Origin of the sequence: Williamsia sp. (genome assembly GCF_036566845.1) — a bacterium.
GTDB lineage: Bacteria > Actinomycetota > Actinomycetes > Mycobacteriales > Mycobacteriaceae > Williamsia.
This window is the reverse complement of record NZ_DATCVM010000218.1, coordinates 35,242-57,587: the sequence shown is the minus strand read 5'-3', so window position 1 is coordinate 57,587 and position 22,346 is coordinate 35,242. Positions and strand designations below refer to the sequence as shown.

General features: G+C 65.3%; 21 protein-coding genes and 1 pseudogene. 13 read left to right on the top strand and 9 right to left on the bottom strand.

Annotated features, from left to right (window positions below; translation table 11 throughout):
- Window positions 1–7 precede the first annotated feature (7 nt).
- From VIQ49_RS21100 to VIQ49_RS21085, 4 genes and pseudogenes are all read left to right on the top strand, one after another.
- On the top strand, window positions 8–2,248 hold the full coding sequence (locus VIQ49_RS21100; protein ID WP_331888305.1) for an AAA family ATPase: 2,241 nt from the start codon (window positions 8–10) through the stop codon (window positions 2,246–2,248).
- A gap of 138 nt (window positions 2,249–2,386) precedes the next feature.
- Window positions 2,387–3,229 (top strand): mycofactocin-coupled SDR family oxidoreductase, encoded by an 843-nt coding sequence (locus VIQ49_RS21095; protein WP_331888303.1) that lies wholly within the window; start codon window positions 2,387–2,389, stop codon window positions 3,227–3,229.
- A gap of 9 nt (window positions 3,230–3,238) precedes the next feature.
- Window positions 3,239–4,303: pseudogene (locus VIQ49_RS21090) on the top strand (cytochrome P450); the annotation flags it as partial.
- 145 nt (window positions 4,304–4,448) lie between these two features.
- Window positions 4,449–4,643 (top strand): ferredoxin, encoded by a 195-nt coding sequence (locus VIQ49_RS21085; RefSeq protein WP_331888337.1) that lies wholly within the window; start codon window positions 4,449–4,451, stop codon window positions 4,641–4,643.
- Window positions 4,644–4,647: 4 nt separating this feature from the next.
- Here the strand turns inward: VIQ49_RS21085 and VIQ49_RS21080 are convergent, their stop codons facing one another.
- Window positions 4,648–5,070, bottom strand: a complete 423-nt coding sequence (locus VIQ49_RS21080) for a hypothetical protein (protein ID WP_331888301.1) — start codon at window positions 5,068–5,070, stop codon at window positions 4,648–4,650.
- A gap of 254 nt (window positions 5,071–5,324) precedes the next feature.
- Here VIQ49_RS21080 and VIQ49_RS21075 point away from each other — a divergent pair, with 254 nt between their 5' ends.
- From VIQ49_RS21075 to VIQ49_RS21045, 7 genes are read left to right on the top strand one after another with little or no spacing between them, the layout of a single operon-like run.
- Complete coding sequence (locus tag VIQ49_RS21075; RefSeq protein WP_331888299.1) at window positions 5,325–8,210, top strand: Na+/H+ antiporter subunit A; 2,886 nt, start codon at window positions 5,325–5,327, stop codon at window positions 8,208–8,210.
- On the top strand, window positions 8,207–8,797 hold the full coding sequence (locus VIQ49_RS21070; protein WP_331888297.1) for a Na(+)/H(+) antiporter subunit C: 591 nt from the start codon (window positions 8,207–8,209) through the stop codon (window positions 8,795–8,797). The genes VIQ49_RS21075 and VIQ49_RS21070 overlap by 4 nt, the downstream gene beginning before the upstream one ends.
- Before the next feature lie 53 nt (window positions 8,798–8,850).
- A complete protein-coding gene (locus tag VIQ49_RS21065) occupies window positions 8,851–10,407 on the top strand; it encodes a Na+/H+ antiporter subunit D (protein ID WP_414731677.1) in 1,557 nt (518 codons plus the stop codon).
- Complete coding sequence (locus VIQ49_RS21060) at window positions 10,404–11,138, top strand: Na+/H+ antiporter subunit E (protein WP_331888293.1); 735 nt, start codon at window positions 10,404–10,406, stop codon at window positions 11,136–11,138. The genes VIQ49_RS21065 and VIQ49_RS21060 overlap by 4 nt, the downstream gene beginning before the upstream one ends.
- Window positions 11,135–11,398: a monovalent cation/H+ antiporter complex subunit F gene (locus tag VIQ49_RS21055; protein ID WP_331888291.1), complete on the top strand. Its 264-nt coding sequence runs from the start codon at window positions 11,135–11,137 to the stop codon at window positions 11,396–11,398. Before VIQ49_RS21060 ends, VIQ49_RS21055 begins: the two co-directional genes overlap by 4 nt.
- Window positions 11,399–11,401: 3 nt before the next feature.
- Complete coding sequence (gene mnhG, locus VIQ49_RS21050; RefSeq protein ID WP_331888289.1) at window positions 11,402–11,734, top strand: monovalent cation/H(+) antiporter subunit G; 333 nt, start codon at window positions 11,402–11,404, stop codon at window positions 11,732–11,734.
- A 16-nt stretch (window positions 11,735–11,750) separates the two neighbouring features.
- Window positions 11,751–13,136 (top strand): AarF/ABC1/UbiB kinase family protein, encoded by a 1,386-nt coding sequence (locus VIQ49_RS21045; protein ID WP_331888287.1) that lies wholly within the window; start codon window positions 11,751–11,753, stop codon window positions 13,134–13,136.
- Here VIQ49_RS21045 and VIQ49_RS21040 read toward each other — a convergent pair.
- The 4 genes from VIQ49_RS21040 to VIQ49_RS21025 all read right to left on the bottom strand — a co-directional run bounded on the left by VIQ49_RS21040 (window position 13,126) and on the right by VIQ49_RS21025 (window position 16,036).
- Window positions 13,126–14,262: a glutamate--cysteine ligase gene (locus VIQ49_RS21040; protein WP_331888335.1), complete on the bottom strand. Its 1,137-nt coding sequence runs from the start codon at window positions 14,260–14,262 to the stop codon at window positions 13,126–13,128. The genes VIQ49_RS21045 and VIQ49_RS21040 overlap by 11 nt on opposite strands.
- Before the next feature lies 1 nt (window position 14,263).
- Window positions 14,264–14,944, bottom strand: coding sequence for a superoxide dismutase[Cu-Zn] (sodC, locus tag VIQ49_RS21035; RefSeq protein WP_331888284.1), 681 nt, complete (start codon window positions 14,942–14,944; stop codon window positions 14,264–14,266).
- Window positions 14,945–15,070: 126 nt separating this feature from the next.
- Entirely contained in the window at window positions 15,071–15,628 is a 558-nt protein-coding gene (locus tag VIQ49_RS21030; protein WP_331888282.1) for a LytR C-terminal domain-containing protein, read from the bottom strand.
- Between the two features lie 57 nt (window positions 15,629–15,685).
- Window positions 15,686–16,036, bottom strand: a complete 351-nt coding sequence (locus VIQ49_RS21025) for a DUF3263 domain-containing protein (RefSeq protein ID WP_020105292.1) — start codon at window positions 16,034–16,036, stop codon at window positions 15,686–15,688.
- Between the two features lie 152 nt (window positions 16,037–16,188).
- On the opposite strand from VIQ49_RS21025, the gene VIQ49_RS21020 reads away from it, so the two are divergent.
- Together VIQ49_RS21020 and VIQ49_RS21015 are read left to right on the top strand one after the other, a co-directional pair.
- Window positions 16,189–16,806, top strand: a complete 618-nt coding sequence (locus VIQ49_RS21020) for a peptide deformylase (protein WP_331888278.1) — start codon at window positions 16,189–16,191, stop codon at window positions 16,804–16,806.
- A complete protein-coding gene (locus tag VIQ49_RS21015) occupies window positions 16,807–17,769 on the top strand; it encodes an N-acetylglutamate synthase, CG3035 family (protein WP_331888276.1) in 963 nt (320 codons plus the stop codon).
- Between the two features lie 119 nt (window positions 17,770–17,888).
- Here VIQ49_RS21015 and VIQ49_RS21010 read toward each other — a convergent pair whose 3' ends face one another.
- Genes VIQ49_RS21010 through VIQ49_RS20995 form a run of 4 tightly spaced genes read right to left on the bottom strand, consistent with a single transcriptional unit; the run spans window position 17,889 to window position 22,294 of the window.
- Window positions 17,889–18,575, bottom strand: a complete 687-nt coding sequence (locus VIQ49_RS21010) for an SRPBCC family protein (protein WP_331888274.1) — start codon at window positions 18,573–18,575, stop codon at window positions 17,889–17,891.
- Entirely contained in the window at window positions 18,572–19,063 is a 492-nt protein-coding gene (locus VIQ49_RS21005) for a (2Fe-2S)-binding protein (RefSeq protein WP_331888272.1), read from the bottom strand. The genes VIQ49_RS21010 and VIQ49_RS21005 overlap by 4 nt, the downstream gene beginning before the upstream one ends.
- On the bottom strand, window positions 19,056–19,931 hold the full coding sequence (locus VIQ49_RS21000; protein ID WP_331888270.1) for a xanthine dehydrogenase family protein subunit M: 876 nt from the start codon (window positions 19,929–19,931) through the stop codon (window positions 19,056–19,058). The genes VIQ49_RS21005 and VIQ49_RS21000 overlap by 8 nt, the downstream gene beginning before the upstream one ends.
- Window positions 19,928–22,294, bottom strand: a complete 2,367-nt coding sequence (locus VIQ49_RS20995) for a xanthine dehydrogenase family protein molybdopterin-binding subunit (protein ID WP_331888268.1) — start codon at window positions 22,292–22,294, stop codon at window positions 19,928–19,930. Before VIQ49_RS20995 ends, VIQ49_RS21000 begins: the two co-directional genes overlap by 4 nt.
- Between the last annotated feature and the right edge of the window lie 52 nt (window positions 22,295–22,346).

Sequence of the window (22,346 nt, the reverse complement as noted above, 5' to 3'; positions counted from 1 at the left end):
TGCGTCTGTGACATCCGAATCCGCGTCCGCTGATCCCGCCCAGTCCGGATCACCGCAGCTGACTTTGACCGCACGGCTCAACCTGTCGGCAGCAGAAGCCCGGCGCGGCATCGTCCGGGTGCACCCCGAAGTACTGGCCGGCCTGGCGTTGCGCGAATGGGATGGCGTCGCGGTCATCGGGTCGCGGACCACCACCGCGGTGATCGCCGCAACCGCACAGTCCGAGCCCACCGGTATCGCCCTGCTCGACGAACTGACCCTGTCGAACGCCGGGATCAAGCCTGACGCACCCGTGGTGCTCGCGCCCGCAGTCGTCCACGGCGCCACCCGCATCGTTGTCCGGGGTTCGTCGCTCACGTCGGAATCGGTGGACGAACGAACGCTGAGGCGGGCGCTGCTCGGCAAGGTGGTCTCCGTCGGCGACGTGGTCTCCCTGCTCCCCCGCGAACTCGGACCCGACTTCGCGACCTCGGAGGCCACCCGCACATTAGCCCGGTCCGTCGGCATCACCTGGACCAACGAACTCCTGACGATCGTCGCCGCCGAACCCGGTGGCCCGGTCAGTGTGCAGCCGGACACCGCCGTCCTTTGGGCGGACGGAACGAACGCCCCCGCACCTGCGGCAACCGCCGCACCGCCCGCGCGACCCCGCATCCAGACCCCGAGCACACCGGCGCCCGCGGTCCGCCGCGTCGATGAACTCGTCGGTGTGGATACGCAAGTCGGCAAACTCACCGAGTGGATCGGTCTCGCCCTCGACAACCCGGAACTGCTCACCACGCTCGGCGCCCAGGCCCGCCTCGGGGTGCTGGTCACCGGCCCACCCGGTGTGGGCAAGGCGACGGTGACCCGGGCGGTGTGCGCAGACCGCAACCTCATCTACCTCGACGGCCCGCTCACCGGGGCCCTGGAGTCGTCCGGACGGCTTGCCGCGGTCAAAGATGCTGTTGATCAACTCATCTCATCATCCGACAAACGCGGATCGGGCCTGCTCATCAGTGACGTCGAAGCACTGCTGCCGACCGAACCCGACCCCGTGTCGGCCCTGATACTCGACGCCCTGCGTACCGCGATCACCTCGCCGCGGGTCGCGCTGATCTGCACCAGCTCACGGCCGGAGAACCTCGACACCCGTCTCCGCGACCCCGATCTCTGCGATCGGGAACTGTCGATCGGCCTGCCGGACAGCAAGATCCGACGCGGACTGCTCACCGCGTTGCTCGCCAAGGTCCCGACCGAGACCATCGATCTCGGCGACATCGCCTCCCGGACACCCGGCTTCGTCGCCGCCGACCTCGCCGCCCTGACCCGCGAAGGGGCGTTGCGGGCCGCCGCGCGGAGTGCGCGAGATGGCAAGCCTCCCAAGCTGATCGAATCCGATCTCAGTGGTGCGCTCGAGGTGATCCGGCCGGTGTCCCGGTCGGCCTCGCCCGAGGTCGCGGTCGGGGGCATCACCCTCGACGACGTCGGCGACATGGTCGAGACCAAGCAGGCCCTGACCGAGGCCGTTCTCTGGCCGCTGCAGCATCCCGACACGTTCACCCGGCTCGGCGTCGATCCACCCCGCGGCGTGTTGCTCTACGGCCCGCCCGGTTGCGGTAAGACGTTTGTGGTGCGCGCCCTCGCCGCCTCCGGACAGCTCAGCGTCCACAGCGTCAAAGGCGCCGAACTCATGGACAAGTGGGTCGGCAGTTCCGAGAAGGCCGTCCGCGACCTGTTCGACCGCGCCCGCGAATCCGCACCGTCGCTCATCTTTCTCGACGAGATCGACGCGCTGGCCCCGCGCCGCGGACAGTCGTCCGATTCCGGCGTCGGGGATCGGGTGGTCGCGGCGCTGCTCACCGAACTCGACGGCGTCGAACCGTTGCGTGACGTCGTTGTCCTCGGCGCCACCAACCGGCCCGACCTGATCGACCCCGCCCTCCTGCGGCCCGGCCGGCTCGAACGACTGGTGTTCGTACCGCCACCGGACGCCGACGCCCGCGGCGACATCCTGCGCACCTCGAGCAAGTCAGTACCGCTGGCAGACGACATCGATCTCGACGAACTTGCGGTCGACCTCGACGGATACTCCGCTGCCGATTGTTCGGCACTGCTGCGCGAGGCGGCCCTGGCCGCCATGCGCCGCAACATCGACGCGGCCACCGTGACAGCCGAGGATGTGGCCTCGGCCAGGGCGAAGGTTCGCCCCTCCCTCGACCCCGATCAGGTCGAGAATCTGCGGCAGTACGCCGACAAACGCGCCTGAGGACCGGCAATTAAGTCAAAACGTTGACACGCTGACCTCGTTGATGGAAATGTGCTGAGCGAGTGATCAGCATTTCTCCGAATCGTCGGCTCCGAGCGCGACCCGACGGTCAATCGATCTCGAAAGGGTTGGTGCACGATGGCGGGACGCATGGAGGGCAAGGTCGCCTTCATCACAGGGGCGGCGCGTGGGCAAGGGCGGAGCCACGCAGTGCGTTTGGCACAGGAAGGCGCCGACATCATCGCCGTCGACATCTGTGGCCCGATCTCTGACGCCGATGCGGTCATCGCGGAGTCAACGCCCGAAGACCTCGCCGAAACAGTCAAGCTGGTGGAGGACCTCGATCGGCGAATCGTCGCAACACAGGCGGATGTGCGTGACTTCGACGCCGTGAAAGCCGCCGTCGACAACGGTGTTTCCGAGCTCGGCCGACTCGACGTCATCGTGGCCAACGCCGGCATCGGCAACGGCGGCGACACCCTCGACGAGACCAGTGAACGGGACTGGGACGAGATGATCGCCATCAACCTGTCCGGCGTGTGGAAGTCTGTGAAGGCCGGTGTGCCACACCTGAAAGCAGGCGGCAACGGCGGCTCGATCATCCTGACCAGCTCGGTCGGCGGACTCAAGGCCTACCCCAACACCGGTCACTACATCGCCGCCAAACACGGCGTTGTCGGACTCATGCGCAGCTTCGCCGTCGAACTCGGCGAGCACTCGATCCGCGTCAATACTGTGCACCCGACCAATGTGAACACGCCGATGTTCATGAACGAGGGAACGATGAAGCTGTTCCGCCCCGACCTGGAGAACCCGGGCCCGGACGACATGGCACTCGTCGCAAAGTTCATGCACGTCCTGCCGATCGGCTGGGTCGAACCCGAAGACATCAGCAATGCGGTGCTGTTCCTGGCGTCCGACGAGGCTCGCTACATCACCGGCCTGACCATGACCGTCGACGCCGGCAGCTGCCTCAAGTAATTCAGACCGATGTCCGGAAGAATCCACGAGCGACGTTCATCTCTCGTGGATTCTTCGCTCTCTGTGCGACATCCTCCGTGTGACGAAAGGCCGCCGATGGTTGACATCACAACCGCAGACTTCTTCAGCGATCCCGCGCTCGCGGACGACCCGTATCCGTATTTCGACCAATTGCGGTCGCGATGCCCGGTGCACCCCATCGCCATGCCGCGGGTCATGGCCGTCACCGGTTATGAAGAAGCCATCGAGGTCTACCGCGACCCCGAAGTGTTCTCTGCCTGCAATTCCGTCGCCGGGCCCTTTCCCCCGTTGGAGGGCCAACCCGCCGGTGACGACATCAGCGACTACGTGGAGCAGAACCGGGAACACTGGTTCTTCTTCGAATACCTGATCACCATGGACGGCGGGGCCCACGAGAAGGAGCGGGGCCTGCTTCGTCGGATCATGACCCCCCGCCGGCTGCGGGAGAATGCCGAAGCGATGTCGGCCATCGCCGACCAATGTCTCCTCGAGGGTGTCCGCGCCGGCGCCTGCGAAGTCATCGCGGACTACTCGCGGCCGTTCACCACACTGGTCATCGCGGACCTGCTCGGCATGCCCGACGAGGACCGGGTGAACCTGCGAATGAGCAACTTCAACGCCAAGGTTGTTGGCGCCCTGGGCAGTTCAGAAACCATCGAGACCAATCTGCTGCAGTACTGCGAAGATCGATTCCTGGAGTACGTCGTCGATCGTCGGGCCAATCCACGTGACGACGTGCTCACCCAACTCGCAAACGCCACCTACCCGGACGCGTCGACACCGGAACCCGACGTGGTCGTCCGGCTGGCATCGTTCCTCTTCGGGGCCGGCCAGGACACCACCGCACGCTTGATCGGTTCGGCGCTGCGCATCATCGCCGAAGACCAAGAACTCCAATCGAAGCTGCGCGCCGACACCACACTCATCCCGGCCTTCATCGAGGAAACCCTCCGCCTGGAGAGCCCCACGAAGAGCGACTTCCGGTTCACCAAGACAGCCGTCAATCTCGGCGGAGTCGACGTCCCACCCGGGACCACGATGATGGTGCATCCCGGCGCTTGCAACCGCGACACCCGCAAGTTCGAGAACCCGGACGAGTTCGATCTCGATCGTGAGAGACCTTCCTGCTCCGCGGCCTGTCCGAGCTCCACCTGCTGTTCACCCCACCGGCGGAGTGATGATCATGACCTCACCACCGTTGAGAGTCACCGTGGACGAGGATCGCTGCGAAGGCCACGCCCTGTGTGTCGAGTCAGCTCCCGACGTCTTCGATATCGGCGACGACGACCTCGCCATCTGGGACGAGCATCCTCCGGCAGGCACCGAGAAGTCGGTCCGCGCCGCGATCGCGGCCTGTCCTCGTCAGGCGATCAGCATCTCCACATCGCCCTGAAAAGCTACGACTGCGACACCTGATAGGTGATCGCCGTCGGGCCGCTGACCGATGCCTCGGTCGTACCAATCACCACCGTGTAGCGCTTGCCTTCCGCCTCGGTGACAAAACCCTTCACCGACTCTGCGCCCTCCTGGCGCTGGAACTGTTCGGTGAAGCCGGCGTCGAGGAGTTGCGTCGAGGCGTTGTCGAAGGGATCTCCGGCATCGGCCCGGCCGGCGATGGTGAGGTTCCAGCCCTCTTTGGCCGTCCCGCCGACCGCGAGCACCGCGCCCTCGATCACCGGAACCTGGGACGGAAAGTCAGCGGGCAGGGCCAACGATCCGCCGGTCGTCGAATCGGCCTCCGTGTCATCGCTGCCACATGCCCCCAACAGCAAAACCAGACCCGCCAGAATCAGCATCACAACCACCCGCACCCGAATCATGCGATCAGACTAGGGGGTGAGGTCGCCGACTGTCCCATCGACTTGCGGGCAGCTTTACGTGACCTGGCCTATTAGTTCCCGACCGGGGCGAATTGACTCCCGAATACGTCACCTAGCAGCACCAACGGTAAGCTGGACACCAGAGAACGAGGCTGAACACCACAGAGAGACCCGCGCGGACCATCGGTTTTGGCGGAGTTTGCTCCCTGAGCCTCGCGCGACGACACACCGCCCAACCAATCGACGGAGTGCCCTTGATTGCAGTCCTGGCCGCATTGGCCATCACGGCTGTACTGGCGCCTGCGATCATCACCTGGCTCGGTCGACGCGGCTTCTACGTACTCGCGCTCGCACCGTTCGGCGGACTCATCTGGGTGTTCGCGAACTGGCCCGACTCCGAGCACGGCATCCGCACCGAATCGATCACCTGGGTGCCCACCCTGCAGATGAACATCGATCTGCGGTTCGACACCCTGGCCGCGATCATGTCGGTTCTGGTTCTCGGCGTGGGTGCCCTGGTCCTCTGTTACTGCGCCGAGTACTTCACCGAAACCCGACGTAGGGTGGCCGGCTTCGGTGGCGAGATGGTCGCCTTTGCCGGCGCCATGTTCGGCCTGGTCTGCAGCGACAACATGCTGGTCCTCTACATTTTCTGGGAACTGACGACGGTCCTGTCGTTCCTGCTGGTCGGTTTCTATGCGGTGCGCGCGACCAGCCGCCGTGCTGCGACGCAGGCACTGCTGGTCACCACCGCCGGCGGTCTGGCGATGCTCGTCGGCATCGTCATCCTGGGCGAGGTCGCCGGCTCGTACTCCCTGTCGGAGATCGTGGCCAATCCGCCGACCGGGATATCGGTCACCGTCGCGATCGTGCTGATCCTGATCGGCGCGCTGAGCAAGTCGGCCGTCTTCCCGTTCCACTTCTGGCTGCCCGGCGCCATGGCCGCCCCCACTCCGGTCAGCGCGTACCTGCACGCCGCGGCGATGGTGAAGGCAGGCATCTTCCTTGTGGCCCGTCTGGCCCCCGGATTCGCCGACCTGGTGTCCTGGCACATCATGGTCGTCGGGCTGGGCATGGTGACGATGATCCTCGGTGGGTTCCGGTCACTGCGCGAATACGACCTCAAACTGGTCCTCGCCTTCGGCACCGTCTCCCAGCTCGGTTTCCTCATGGTCCTGGTCGGTATCGGCGATGCCAATGTGGCGATGGCCGGCCTCACGATGCTCGTGGCCCATGCCTTCTTCAAAGCATCGCTGTTCATGGTCGTCGGCATCATCGACCACTCCACCGGTACCCGCGACCTGCGGAAGCTGGCCGGTCTCGGCATCAAGGCCCCATGGCTCGCCACCATCGCGGCACTGGCCGCGGCCAGCATGGCCGGCCTGCCGATCACCCTGGGATTCGTCGGCAAGGAAACCGCCTTTGCCGAGATCTGGCACACCGGCGCGCTGAACGCCTGGCAGGGCCCGGTTGTGGTGATCGTCCTGGTTGTCGGGTCGACCCTCACCGTGGCCTACTCACTGCGTTTCATCTGGGGCGCCTTCGGCCGCAAGCGCAAGACGACGCCGAGCCCGGCTGTCGCCCAACTGCACAAACCGAACGCCGCGTTCCTGATCCCGGCGGGTGTCCTGGCCGTGGCCGGTGTCGTGTCCGGCCCGCTCGCCGGCCCGATCGGCGACGCCTTCGAGCCCTACGCGGAAACCGTCCCCGACTACGGCGAGGAGATCGTCCACCTGTCGCTGTGGCACGGGTTCAATCTGCCGCTCGCGCTGACCGCCATCGCGGTCGTCGCCGGAACCGCACTGTTCGCGCTTGTTCGTGAACTCGGCCGACTCGGCTTCGTGAAGCCCGCACTCGGCAACGCCGACCGCATCTACGACGCGGTCCTGCGCGGCGCCGACACGGTGTCGGTGAACCTGACCCGCAACACCCAGCGCGGTTCGCTGCCGCTGACCCAGGGCATCATCGTCGTGACCCTGGTGCTGTTGCCGACCATCGTGCTGTTCCTCGGCTCTCGCAACAACCTGGAACTCGAAGGTTTCGACACACCGATCCAGCTCGTCATCGGCGGCATCATGGTCGCCTCGGCGATCGCTGCCACCATGCTGCGCAACCGGTTGGCCGCAGTCCTGGTCGTCGGCGCCACCGGTTACAGCTGCGGCGTGTTGTTCGCATTGCACGGCGCACCTGATCTGGCGCTGACCCAGTTCCTGGTCGAAACACTGACCCTGGTCATCTTCGTCCTGGTGCTGCGCAAGTTGCCGGCCGAGTCCGAGACCCGGCACGCGACCGGCTTCAAGCCGCTGCGAGCCCTCCTCGGCCTGGCCTTCGGCGCGCTGCTCGTCCTGGTCGGCCTGTTCGCGGCCGCAGCGCGCAACACCATCCCGATATCGAGCGAACTACCTTATGCCGCATACAAATACGGCAACGGATCGAACACCGTCAACGTTCTGCTGGTCGACATCCGGGCCTGGGACACGCTCGGCGAGATCAGTGTCCTGCTCGTCGCCGCGACCGGTGTCGCGTCAATGGTGTTCCGGCACCGCCGCTTCGGCTCTGCGCCCAGTGTCGCCGACGCCACCCGCAAGAAGGCGCCACGCACCGAATACGACGGTAGCCAGCAATTCGGTGAACGCACGACGTGGCTGCGCGGCAGTGACTTCCGCGACCCACGCCATCGATCGATGGTGCTCGAGGCCACCACACGACTGATCTTCCCGACGATGATCGTGCTGTCGCTGTATTTCTTCTACGCCGGACACAACGCGCCCGGCGGCGGATTCGCCGGCGGACTCACGATGGGTCTGGCCCTGGTGCTGCGGTATCTCGCCGGCGGCCGCTACGAGCTCGGCGAAGCCATCCCGATCGATGCCGGACGAATCCTCGGTATCGGACTGGGATTGTCGGTTGCCACCGCAGTCGCGTCGGTCTTCATGGGCGCACCCGCCCTGTCCTCGGCGACCATCGAGTTCACCCTCCCGATCTTCGGTGACGTGAAACTCGTGACCGCACTGTTCTTCGACCTCGGTGTCTACTTCATCGTTGTCGGCCTGGTCCTCGACGTCCTGCGCAGCCTCGGCGCGCGCCTCGACGAAGACGCCCCCCGGGTCCGCCGAACGCAACAGGAGGCGTCCGTATGAGCGTCAATCTCGGACTCCTCGTCGTCGTGGGCCTGATGGCCGCGTGCGGTGTGTACCTGCTCCTCGAACGCAGCCTCGTCAAGATGCTGCTCGGACTGTTGCTGGTGGGCAACGCGATCAATCTGTTGATCATCACCCTGTCCGGCTCGATGGGGAATCCACCGATCATCGGGCGTAGTTCGGAGGGCCGCGAGACGGATGCGGATCCGCTGGCGCAGGGCATGATCCTGACCGCCATCGTGATCACCATGGGCATGGCCGCGTTCATCTTGTCGCTGGCCTACCGCAGTTTCATGATCAACACCGACGACGAGGTCGACGACGATCCCGAGGATCTGAAGGTCCAGCATCAGCGCAGTGCGGACGCACCCGACCGCGACCGCAGCGACGACCCGGTGACCGGCCTGGACACCAAACGCGGCGACATGTTCGACGACGACGGAAACCCGCTGACCGAAGAACAGATCAAGGCCCGCCGCGCCGAGATCTACGAAACCGACATCCTTCCCGACCCCGACGAACTCGCCGAGCTCTCCGAGGAACTCGAAGACAGGATTCTGGACATCAAAGGGGGCTCAGACACGTGACGTTGTCCAATGCCTGGTTCCCCACCCTGATCGTGGCGCCGGTGCTGGTTCCGATGATCGGTACCGTGCTCACGCTGATCATGGGGCGCTACCCCCGTTTTCAGCGTGTTGTCACCATCATCGCGATCTCGATCGCCTTCCTCGCCGCATGTCTTCTTCTGTATCTGACCAACCGCGACGGCACATACGCCCTCCATGTCGGCGGCTGGGATTCGAAGAACGGCGAACTGGGGCCGCTGGGCATCACCCTTGTCGCCGACCAGCTCTCGGCCCTGATGCTCGTGGTCTCGACCGCGGTCCTGCTCTGCGTCATGCTCTATGCGGTCGGTCAGGGTATCCGTGACGGCACGATCGACCAGCCGGTCTCGATCTTCCTGCCGACGTATCTGCTGCTGTGCACTGGCGTCAGCAACGCCTTCCTCGCGGGCGACCTGTTCAATCTGTACGTCTCGTTCGAGGTCCTGCTGGCCGCGAGCTATGTGCTGCTGACACTTGGCGCCAGTGCCGACCGCGTCCGGGCCGGTGTGTCGTACGTGATGGTGTCGATGGTGTCGTCGATCGTGTTCCTGGCCGGCATCGCCTTCGCATACGCCGCGACCGGCACACTGAACCTCGCCGAGATGGCCGTCCGTCTGGAGGACATACCCGACGGGACGAAGGGCGCGCTGTACGCGGTGCTGCTGGTGGCATTCGGGATCAAGGCCGCGGTCTTCCCCCTGTCAACCTGGCTGCCCGACTCGTATCCGACGGCTCCGGCTCCGGTCACCGCGGTGTTCGCGGGCTTGCTGACCAAAGTCGGTGTGTACGCGATCATCCGCGCCCACACGCTGCTCTTCCCCGGCGGTTCGATGGACAACGTCCTGATGGTCGCAGGGCTGCTGACGATGCTGGTGGGCATCTTCGGTGCGATCGCCCAGTCCGATATCAAACGACTGCTGTCGTTCACCCTGGTCAGCCATATCGGCTACATGATCTTCGGTCTGGCACTGTCCACCGAGTTCGGTCTGTCCGGCGCGATCTACTATGTGGCCCACCACATCCTGGTCCAGACGACTCTGTTCCTGGTGGTCGGACTGATCGAAAGACAGGCGGGGTCGGCCTCGCTGCGCCGGCTCGGTGGCCTCGCGGCCAGTCCCCTGCTCGCCGGACTGTTCCTGATCCCGGCGCTGAATCTCGGTGGCATTCCGCCGTTCTCCGGGTTCATCGGCAAGGTCGCGCTGATCGAAGCGGGCGTCCAGGACGGCAGCGTGCTCGCCTGGCTGCTGGTCGCCGGCTCCGTGGTGACCAGCCTGCTCACGCTGTACGTGGTGGCCCGCGTCTGGACCAAGGCATTCTGGCGCCCCCGCGCCGATGCCCCCGAAGGTGACCTCGCCGACGCCGGCCCCTCACCGCTGCTGGACGGTTCGGACGCCGACGACGTCGCCTTCGACGATCGGGTCGACGTCGGCCGGATGCCGGTCGGCATGGTGGTGCCGACCATCGCGATGGTTGTCGCCGGCATCATCCTCACGCTGTGGGCCGGACCGATCTTCGAGTTCACCGATCAGGCTGCCGCCGATCTCACTGACACGAACATCTATCTCGATGCCGTCCTGGGAGGGTCCCGGTGACAGATCCGAACGCCGCGCAGCGCCCGCAACTGCCACCCCGGCGTGGGCCGATTCGTGCGCACCTGGTGAATGCCTGGCGGTTCACCGTCATCTTCCTGGCCTGGAATCTGGTGAAGGTCGTGATCTGGGTCAGGACCCACGTTCAGATCAAACGCTGGTTCGGCGGCGACCGCCGCGAGGTCGCGGTCCGGTTGTGGACGGTCGCCTGGCTCGCCTTCGTCTGGGTTCTGCTCTGGGGCACTTACAGTCTGGCGAATATGCTGGCCGGCATCGGCGTGGCCCTCGTCATCCTCATCCTGCTGCCGTTGCCACGGGTACCCGTGGAAGGCCGCGTTCACCCACTGACACTGCTCGAATTGGTGGCCCGGCTCTTCATCGACCTCTTCAAGTCGAGTGTTCAGGTGGGCTGGCTGGCGATCCGGCCCGGGAAGCCGCCGCTCAGTGCGGTGCTGCGGGTCCGGATGGCGATCAAGTCGGACATGGTCCTGACGCTGGCCGTCGACTACCTGAACCTCGTGCCCGGAACCATGGTGCTCGAAATCGACCACAGCCGGCGCCTGTTGTACGTCCACCTCATCGACGCCAGTTCCCCGGAGAAGGTCAAGGCCTTCCACCGGCAGGTCGCAACCACCGAACGGATGTTCATCAAGGCCTTCGAGCGTGACAATGAATGGCACGCCAGCCCGTACCACGGCATCGACGACGACTACCCGAGCGGAGCCTTGAAGTGAACGTTGTCTGGACGATCGCGGCAGTCCTTTTGCTCGCCGCCTCGATACTCACCACCGCCCGCATGCTGATCGGCCCCGACACACTCGACCGGCTGGTCGCCCTCGACACCGCGGTGGCGGTCTCGATGTGCTCACTGGCGGTGTGGGCGGCCTACTCGATGGACTCGACCGTGGTGTCCGGGATCGTCGCACTGGCCCTGCTCAGCTTTGTCGGAACCGTTGCCGTTGCGCGCTTCCGCGTCCGGGACAACGAGGTGTAGCGCATGATCTCCGACATCATCGTCTCCATCCTGGTGCTCACCGGATCACTGCTGGCGTTCACCGCGTCCATCGGCATCCTGCGTTTCCCCGACACCATGACCCGCATGCATGCCGCCACCAAACCTCAGACCCTCGGATTGCTCCTGGTCCTGGCCGCCGCCATGATCCGGCTCTGGGACACGGTCGATTTCGGAATGCTGGTGCTATCGGGCATCTTTGCCCTGATCACCGCGCCGGTGATCGCGCATCGGGTGGGTAAACTCGCATATCAGGAACAGCGGATGCGCGACGATGTCATCCGCGACGACGAGATCGAAACCCCCCGCACCGACTGATGCCTGCGCCCCGCCGATGAACACCGAACCCTCGCCGTCCACCTCCGCGCTGCGCCGCGGTGGCGAGCTCGGAAAAGTGGCCGCACACACCGCGATCCGGCGAGTCCGATCCCGCGCGGCAACGCTGGGCGGCTCACCCGACGAACAACGGCGACGCGCCGAGAACGATGCCCTGGCCGCGGCCGACGAGCTGATCACCGTACTCGGCTCCATGAAGGGCGCGGCGATGAAGGTCGGCCAGTTCCTCTCACTGCTCGACCTGGGCATGGTGCCGGCCGCCGCGCGGCCCGCGTTCACCCAGAAGCTCGCCATCCTCCGCGACAACGCACCGCGGGTGTCGAGCGAGACGATGCTCGGTGTGGTCCGGGCCGAGCTCGGTGACGCGATGTCGGCCTTCGCCGACATCGACCCCGAACCCATCGCCGCGGCATCCATCGGGCAGGTGTACCGGGCCCGCCTCACCGACGGCCGCGACGTCGCGGTGAAGGTGCAGTATCCCGGCATCGACCGGGTGGTGCGCTCGGACCTCAAGAATCTCGCTGTCGCGCTTCGCCTCTACAAACGCTTACTGCCGACGGTTGATCCGCAGTCGTTCGTTCGCGAGGTGACCGGAAACATCATCGCCGAACTCGACTACGCGGCCGAGGCCGACAACCAGCGTCGGCTCGCGGTGCGCTATCAGGGGCACCCGTTCATCCAGATCCCGGATGTCATCGAAAACCTCTGCACATCAAAGGTTCTCACCACCGAGTTCGTCAACGGGATCAGCTTCGACGAGGTGACGGGCCTGGATTCCGAGACCCGTGACCAGGTCGGCGAGGTGATCTACCGGTTCTATTGCGGCAGCATCCACACCGATGCCACATTCTGCGGTGATCCCCACCCCGGCAACATCATGCTCGCCGACGACGGCCGGGTCGCGTTCCTGGACTTCGGATCGAGCAAGACGATGTCCAAGCGTGCGTTGCAACTCGAACGATCCGCACTGATCGCCGCCCGCGCCGGCAACGCCACCAAAGTCGCACAGATCCTGCGGCGCGGTGACATCCTCGTCGACGAGGACGACATCACCGACGCCGACGTCCTCGCCTACGTCAACGACTCCACGTGGTGGCACATGGAAGACGTGACACTGACCATCACACCGCAGATCGCCAACACCGCCATGGTCGCGGCCGTCCACCCTGCCCACGAATACGCCGAACCCGCACGTAGGCAACGGTTTCCGGAAGAGCACCTGATGGCTCGGCGGGTCGAGTTCTATACGTGCGCGATGCTCGGGCAGCTCGGCGCGAGCGCCAACTGGTTCCGGATCGAATCCGAGTGGCTGACCGGCGCAGCACCGGAAACCGAACTCGGACAGGTGGATCAGTGGTGGCGGGAGCGCACCTTCAGCGGCTGAGTTCGCCGACCACCGCATCGACCACGGCCACCATGTCGCCGGTCTCCGCGTAGATCTTCCGTTGCCGCTGATACGAACCCCCACGACGCGGGATGTCCGCCACCGAGGCCAATTCGTCGACGCAGTCGAGCTCGACGGCGATCGGGGCCAGCCGGGTGAGCATGTCGTCGAGGTCGTCGGTGACAAGGCGCTCGTTGCACTGGGCATCGGTGATGATGATGGCGTCGAGCCCGTAACGGGCAGCGCGCCATTTGTTCTCCTGCACCAGCCACGGTGCCATCACCGGCAGTTCTTCGCCGGCATCGAGACGATGATCGAGATCCACGACCAGGCAGTGGATGAGCGCAACCAATCCGGCGAGTTCGGCAACCGTGGACACTCCGTCGCACACCCGGATCTCGACGGTCCCCAACGTCGGCGAAGGCCGGATGTCCCAACGGATCTCGTTGAGGTTCTCGATGATCCCGGTGGTCATCTGATCACCGACGAAGTTCTCGAACTCCGACCACTCCTGGAACTGGAACGGCAGCCCCGCGGTGGGGAGCTGCTGGAACATCATTGCGCGATTGCTCGCGTACCCGGTGTCCTGGCCCGCCCACATCGGCGACGAGGCCGACAGCGCGAGAAGATGCGGGTACTGGTTCAGCAGCGATGAGACGATCGGTAAGACCTTGTCGCGGTGGTTGACACCGACGTGCACATGCACGCCCCAGATCAGCATCTGGCGCCCCCACCATTGGGTGCGCTCGATCAACTCTGCGTACCGGGGCGCGGGTGTCAGCTGCTGCGTCGACCATCGCGCAAACGGATGGGTTCCGCCGCCGAAGAGGTCGACGCCGATCTCGTCCGCGATACGGCGGACCACCGCCATCGACTCGGACAGGTCGGCGATCGCCTCGCCGGTGTTCCGGCAGATCCCCGTCACGAGTTCAACGGTGTTGCGCAACAACTCTTTGTGGATCCGGTCACCCGAACTCGGGTTGTCGAGGCGGCTGACCTGTTCGAACAATTCAGCCGCGGAGTTCGAGAGATCCCTGGTCTGCTTGTCGACCAGTGCGAACTCCCACTCCACGCCGAGCGTCGGCCTCGGCGAAGTGTTGAACTCAATCGAACGACGGTTGTTTATCTCAGCTCTTTTCGATGACGCCGCAGGCGATCCGCTTGCCACCGTCACCTGTCATCAGAGTTTCCTCATCAGGAGCCGGCGCGTACCGCGTGGGGATGTTGCCGAAGTTGTCCGGCTTCTCATGGATCACGATGGCGGTCTCGATGAGCTGTTCGATGTCGAAGTTGTCACTGGTGGTGACGGTCTCGCCCTGACCCTCGTCGTTGATGTAGATCGACACGAGGTCACCGCTGGCGGGGTGGGTGTTGTTGCCCTCGACCTGCAGATGTCCACCGGCCGACAAGAAGTCGCCGGGGGCGCCACCGCTGGGAGCGACCGAGTTGGGCTCACACTTGCCCACGGCGTGGATGTGCATGCCGTGGAAGCCGGGGGCCAGGTTCTCTGCCGTCACCGAGATGACAACCGAACCCTCGACGGTGTCGAAGCTCGCGACACCGGCCGTCTCGCCACTCGGGGTCAACAGAGCCGCGGTGGCCTCCCCACCCTCACTCGGGTCACCGACCGCGCCGACATCCATCGGCGCCGGATCACCGGTGACAACGCTGGGCTGGGTGCCCGGCACGTCGGTGGGTTCCTCTTGAGGGCTGCAGCCAGCCACGACGAGCACAGCCATCGCTGCCGGGGCCACCAGCGCGGCGGTCCGCCGCAGAGTGCCGAGGTTCTTGAGCGAGCGCTGCGCCATGGTTGAGCTCCCTTGTGTTGGGCGTGAGAATCCGGGGTTCTACCGTCGGTAGTAGGTCAGCAAAATCATATCGGGTACCCGGGACCAGCTGCCCCTCCGCCTCCGGCTTCGTTGTCCGGTCCGGATTCACCGGGTGACGACGATCAGCGCCAACCCGCCCTGGCATTGGCTGAACGCCGATGGTCGCGGATCCACCGACACATCGCCACCCAGATCTGCGGCGAGTTGCTCGGCGTCATCCTGCTGCCGCGAGGTGTAGAAGATCGTGTTCTCGGTGATGCTGGCCGACTGCAGATTGGCAGGCTCCGCGGTTTCCCATCCCAGGTCGTCGACCTTCTTGGTGAAGGTCTGGCCCAGGCCACTGACCGTTCCGGCGTTGAAGACACAGACCTCGGGCCTGCTCGGGTCGGCCGAGGACGACTTCGCGGGCGACCCCGAGGTCGGTACGGAAATCGAGGTGTCCGGTGCAGCCGACGCGGGCGGAGCCGAGATCGATTGCCGACTCTGGGCGGCTTCGAGCTCGGCCTCGGGGTCGGAATCGCTACTGGCGGCCGAATGCCAACCGAGCCCGACGAACACCACGGCAATGGCGATCAGCAGCATTGCACCGGCGCGAAAGGGCAGGTGAGCGTTCTCCCGGCGCGTCGGGGAATCCGGCGGCCCAGATTGGTCGGACTTGGTCATTGGGTCAACCTTACGAAACTTCCCGACCCATCCGCACGCGGCGGGTCAAAGAAGCCATCAGGTGACGTCGAACCCGAGGCGGCGCGCCGCACGGGCCTTCTGACGGCTGGCCCGCAGCCGACGCAGCCGCTTGACCAACATCGGGTCGGCGGCCAGCGCTTCGGGACGGTCGACGAGTGCGTTGAGTACCTGGTAGTAGCGGGTTGCAGACAGACCGAACAGCTCTTTGATGGCCTCTTCTTTGGCGCCGGCGTACTTCCACCATTGGCGCTCGAAGGCCAAAACCTCATGCTCACGCCGAGTCAGTCCGTCGGCTCCAACCTCACCAGGCCCCAACTCCGCATGGGCCTGGCTGATGTTGTCCGCAAGTCCGGAATTCTTCTGGTCTCGCGCGGTTGCGCCGTCCATCTCGCTCCCTTGAGAATCGGTCCTACTCCACCCCGTCGCCACACACCACTTGACGATAGTTATGGCGCGAATTACATCAGTGTGGTTCGGGTTATATCTAACCACGCCGCCAGTGGATTTCGTGCGGTGGCATGCCGAGTAATCTGACCCTCATGGCAATTCTTCCGATCTGCATCGTCGGTGATCCGGTGTTGCACAATCCCACTGAGATCGTCACCCTCGATGCCGACGGCAAACCCCCGGCTGACGTGGTGGCTTTGCTCGACGACATGTACGAAACCATGGATGCGGCGAACGGGGTCGGACTCGCCGCGAACCAGGTCGGCGTGGGTCGGCGTTTCTTCGTCTACGACTGCCCCGATGGCGACGGTCGCGGTGGCCCGCGGCGCCGCGGCGAGGTGATCAATCCGGTGCTCGAGACATCCGAGGTCCCCGAGACCATGCCCGATCCGGACGACAACGACGAGGGCTGTCTGTCGGTCCCCGGACTGCAGTTCCCCACTGGGCGCGCCGACTGGGCGAAGGTCACCGGCGTGGACCGCAACGGTGATCCGGTCGAGATCGAGAGCGAGGGTTTCTTCGCCCGGATGCTGCAGCACGAGGTCGGACATCTCGACGGATTCCTGTACGTCGACGTGCTGATGGGCCGCAACGCGCGGGCCGCCAAGAAAGCCATCAAGCGCTCCAACTGGGGTGTCCCCGGCCTGTCCTGGATGCCCGGCGACGAGGCCGATCCTTTCGGGCACGACGACGAAGACGACGACAACTAGGTGGTCGCGTCTGCGGGCGATCGCGTGGTGGTGCGCTTCCGGAAAGGTCCAGGCGCACCTGCCGACTGGCGCGCCGACGACGCCGCGACCCTGAGCGATGTGACCGGGATCCTGGAATCCGCCGATCCGGACATCCGGGTTCGGCGCGGTGGCGAGTCCCTGCGGATTCCGGCCGAGTTGGTGGTCGCGGTGAAGGTGCTCTCCGACAAACCCGTCCGGAACTCCGATATCCGGTCGCTGGAGGTCGCCGCCGCCCGGGGCTGGCCCGGACTGGAGTCGGAGATGATCGACGGGTGGCTCGTCCGCGCGGGTGGCGGATTCACCCGTCGGGCGAACTCCGCGGTGCCACTCGAGATGGGCGCACGCCTGGACTCACAGACCACCGAACGGTTGCGGCAGTGGTACACCGCACGGGACCTGCCCCTGCTGATCGCAGTGGTGTCCCGCCTGATCCCGAGTTCTCATGTTCCCGGAGCGGACTACACCTGCCCGGTCGACGTGCTGACCGCGCCGATCGGGACGACCGCGACATCGACGGCCGCGCACCCCGTGACGATCTCCGATCAACCGTCCGACGAGTGGATCGCCGCCTACACGGACCGGCGGACGATCACCGATGTCTCCATCGCACGAGACGTTGTCACGGCATCCGACGGTGGGCACCTGTGCTTTGCCGAAGTGCGTGATCCCGAGGGCGCCATCGTGGCCATCGGACGCGGTGCGGCGACCACCGGCCTCAAAGACGAAGTCTGGCTGGGCGTCTCGGCCCTACTGACTGTTCCCGAACACCGCGGCCACGGCTACGGCCGGTCCATCATGGCCGCGATCGAGGAATGGGGCGCCACCGCGGGCGCCGTCGCGACATACCTGCAGGTCGAGGCCACAAACCAGCAGGCGCGAGAGTGGTACCGCCGCTTGGGCTTTGGGCTGCACCATTCCTACGGGTACATCGATTCCCGCTAGCCCTCCGCCATCCCACTCCCCACCCCTCCGGTAAACGATCCGCTTGTACGAAGACGAGCCACGTACAAGTGGATCGTCTTCGTACAAGCGGATCGTTTACGGGGTGGGGGTTGAGGGGACTAGGCGGCGCGGCGGCGCAGGACGAAGACAGCCACCGCGGTCGCCACGAGGGTCAGGACGACTGCAACCGCAGTCCGTGTGGCCACGCCACCCAGACCTGATGCCTCGATCAGATCGATGGGCTCGGCGGACTTCCTCGGCGCAATCGGCTTGTCGGCCACCGGTGTGACGGCGGGGGCCGAAGCCTCCGGTGTTGAAGGTGAGGCCACCGGCGCCGCCGCGTCCGCCGGCGTCGAGGCGGGTGGGCTCTCGATCTCCGCGGCAAGATTCTCGGAGAACTGACCGATCAGTTTGCCGGCCACCTCGGCCATAGCGCCGCGTCCGAACTGCGCCGGTTTGCCGGTGATGTCGAGCTCTGTCTCGACAAACACATCGGTGGTGTCGCCGGCATCGACGAGCCGGCACGTGACAACCGCGCTGGCGGTGCCGTTCCCGCGGGCCTCGCGGCCGCTGCCTTCCAGGACCGCGATCTTTGCTTCTTCGTCACGGGAACGGAACTTGATGATTCCCGCATAGCTCAGCGCGATCGGTCCCAGTTTGACCTTGACCTTGCCCTTGAACTGGTCGCCCTCGTTCGAGGTGAGCGTCGCCCCGGGAACGCAGGGCGCAACCCGTTCGATGTCCAGCAACACTTTCCAGGCCTCATCGACCGGAACGCCGATGCTGAATTGGTTTTCGAGCTTCATTCCGACCCTTCACTTCCATTGATCGAATCGGCGGCCGCGCGGACGGCTTCGACGATCCCCTGATATCCGGTGCACCGACAGATGTTGCCGGACAGCGCTTCCCTGATCTCGGTGTCGCTCGGATCGGGGGTCTCGCGCAGAAACGCTGTCGCGGACACCACAAAACCCGGTGTGCAGAAACCGCATTGGAGGCCGTGGTGGTCCCGGAATGCGCATTGGATGGTCGAGAGCTCACCGTCTGACGACGCCATGCCCTCGATGGTGGTGATCTCGGCGCCATCTGTCTGGACCGCGAACAGCAGACAGGCCCGGACCGCCTCGCCGTCGACAAGGACGGTGCACGCGCCACACACACCGTGTTCACACCCGAGATGTGTTCCGGTCAGCCCACAGTCGACACGCAGGAAGTCCGCAAGTGTCAGCCGGGGGGCGATCGTCGCGTGGTGAAGGGCGCCATTCACCCAGACCTTGATCTCTACATCAGCCATTCTTCGCCTCCAAGAGCGCGCGATCGAGCGCACGGTTGACTCGTGTTGCCCCGACCCGGGTTCGGTACTCGGTGGAGCCGTGCAGGTCTGCGGGTACCGAGGTGAGCCCCGACACCGCGAGGTTCCCGATCTCCTTGCCATCGACGTCGTCGGCAAACACTCCGATCAGCGCGTGCTCCGCCGCTGTGGCACGGGTGACCGCGGGACCGAGACCGAAGAGTCCGATGGCGCATTTGTCGATCCGGCCATCGTTGTCGATCCGGACGGCCACGGTGGCGCCGGCGATCGCGAAATCGCCTTGGCGACGTGCAAACTCATCGACCGCGAATCCGCATCGACCCTCCCAGATGGGGAAGCTGACACCGGTGAGCAACTCGTCGTCAGCCATGTCGGTGCTCCACATACCGGTGAAGAAGTCCGCGGCCCGGACCGTCCGCGCACCGCGCGACGAGAGCAACTCGATCTGCGCATCGAGGGTGATGGCCACCGCGGGGTACTCGGCCGCGGCATCGGCGTGGGCGATCGAACCACCGATGGTTCCACGATTCCGGATCTGGAAGTGCCCGATAAGGGGTGTCGCACGCGCCAGCAACGGGACCGACGCCGCCACCGTCTCCGACCGGCCGATCACGGCCTGCCGTGTCCCGGCACCGATCCACACCGACCCGCCGCGAACCTCGATGCCTTCGAGTCCGGAGAGCCGGCTGATGTCGATCAGATGCTCGAAGGCCGCGAGGCGCAGGATCAGCATCGGCATCAGACTCTGGCCGCCCGCAATGAATTTGGCCTCGTCACCGAGTTCGGCCAGCAGGGTCACGGCTTCGTCCGCGGTAGCCGGCCGGTGGTAGTCGAACGCTGCAGGCTTCATCGTGCCACCACCCCGTCGCGCGCCGCATCAACCATCGCGACGATCCTCGCCGGACTCAGCGGCAGTTCACCGATCTCGACACCGAACGGTGCCAGTGCATCGGCAACGGCGTTGACAACAGCCGGCGCCGAGCCGATGGCACCGCCCTCCCCCACGCCCTTGAATCCGCCGGGGCCCGGTCCCATCGTCTCGACGTGCACGATCTCGATGTTCGCGGGAACCTCTGTGGTGGTGGGCATCAGGTAGTCCATGAATGTGGTTGTCACCGGGTTTCCGGACTCGTCGTAGGCCAGGTGCTCGTAGAGGGCACCTCCGATCCCCTGCACGGTGCCGCCGCGGATCTGGCCCTCCACCACATTGGGGTTGATCATCGGGCCGATGTCCTCTCCGACGATGAACCTGCTCAGTGTCACCTCACCGGTTTCGATGTCGACCTCACAGGTGCACACGTGGGTGGCGTTCGCCCAGATCATCGGCGCCTGCGCCTTGTACCGACCGCTGGACTCGAGCCCCGGAGATACCCCCGGTGGTAGCGAATCCGGTTGGTAATAGGCGATATCCGCGATCTCGGCCAGTGTCAGCTCCGGTCCCGGCACTCCGCGCACCGAGGCGCGACCGCGGATGAAGTCGATGTCGGCCACATCGGCACCCAGTTTGTGGGCGGCGATCGCCAGAATCTTCTCCCGCACACCGGTTGCCGTCACAGCCACCGCACCGGCGGTCATCGAACCCGTACGACTGCCCTGGGTTCCGGCGCCGAACGGGGTCACCGCGGTGTCGCCCTGGATGGTGTTGACATCCTCGATCGCCACGCCGAGCGCATCCGCGGTCAGCTGCACCACTGTGGTCTCGACGCTGTTGCCCGCCGAGCCGCCGTTCACGTAGACATCCACCGTCCCAGAGGGATTGACCCGGATCGTGGCACCTTCGGTGGCCATGAACGGGGTCGACGCCGAAGTGGGTTCGATATACGTGCAGGTGCCCACACCCAGATAGCGCCCAGCCTCCCTCGCAGTTGCCTGCTCCCGCCGGAACGCCGGGTAGTCGAGCGCCTCGATCGCCTTCTCGAAGGTCTCGAGCGGTGTCGCGTCCGAATAGGGCATGCCCAGAGGATTGCTCACCGGCATCTCGTCGGCCCGAAGGAGGTTGCGACGCCGCAGTTCGATCGGGTCGATGTCCATCTGCCGGGCGGCTTTGTCGAGTAGCACTTCCCTGGCCATCGACTCGTACTGCCACGGTCCGCGGTACGCCACCCGCCCAACGGTGTTGGTATAGACCAACTTCAGGCTGAATGTGGCCTCCGGAACCCGGTACGGACCGGGGAAGAGCATTCCCACCGCGCCTGCGCCGGTCAGCGGTGACGGCACGGGGTATGCCCCGATGTTCTGCACATGGTCGAGTTCGGCGGCAACGATCTTGCCGTCCTCGTCGAAAGCCATACGGGCGTCGCCGTGATCCTGGCGCGCCATCCCCGCCGACATCAGATGTTCCTGCCGGTCCTCGATCCACTTGACCGGGACACCGATCGATTTCGCGGCGATCATCACGCAGATCTCTTCTCGCTGCGGCACCACTTTCTGACCGAATCCGCCGCCGGTGTCTTTGCACACCACCCGCACCCGATGCTCGGGGACACCGAGGATCCGAGATGCGAACCCCCGCGCTTCGTGTGGAGACTGACTGGAGAGCCAGATCGTCATCTCTCCACTGGGAGAAGACCATTCGGCAACGATGCCGCGGGTCTCCATCGGCATCGGCGAATGCGCCTGTTGGTATACGGTTTGCCGGACCACGTGTGCGGCCGCATCGAAGATCGGGTCCATCTCCGATGCCGGACGGCCGGGGAGTTCGATCGCGAGATTCCGCGCAAAGGCGTCGTGGACCAATTGGTCCGACTCAGGCGCGGTCCGATAGTCGACGACGGGCGGCAGCACGTCGTAGTCGACGATCACCATGTCGACGGCATCTTCGGCGATGTACCTGCTGGTGGCGATCACAACGGCGATCGGGTCGCCGACGAAGCGGACCTCGTCCTCGGCGAGGGCAGGCCACTGCGACGATCCTCCGACCATCCCGTCGAGGGAGTAGCGGAGTTCGTGGATACCCGGATTGATGTCCGCAGCCAGGTAGATCGCCTTGACGCCATCGATCGCCAGCGCATCGGACGTGTCGATCCCGAGGATCCGGCCCCGCGCGACCGTGCTGCGCACAAACGAGATGTGCAGCATGCCCGCCCGGGTGATGTCGTCCACGTAGCACCCGGCGCCGGCCACGAGCCGGGCATCCTCGATCCGTGGAACCCGGGATCCGACGTACCGATCGGCGGATACTTCAGTAGTGCTCACCAGCACCCCTTCGTCCATTCGTATTCTTGGGCATGATCAGAACTTTGTGCACTCGCTCAGCTTTGTAGGA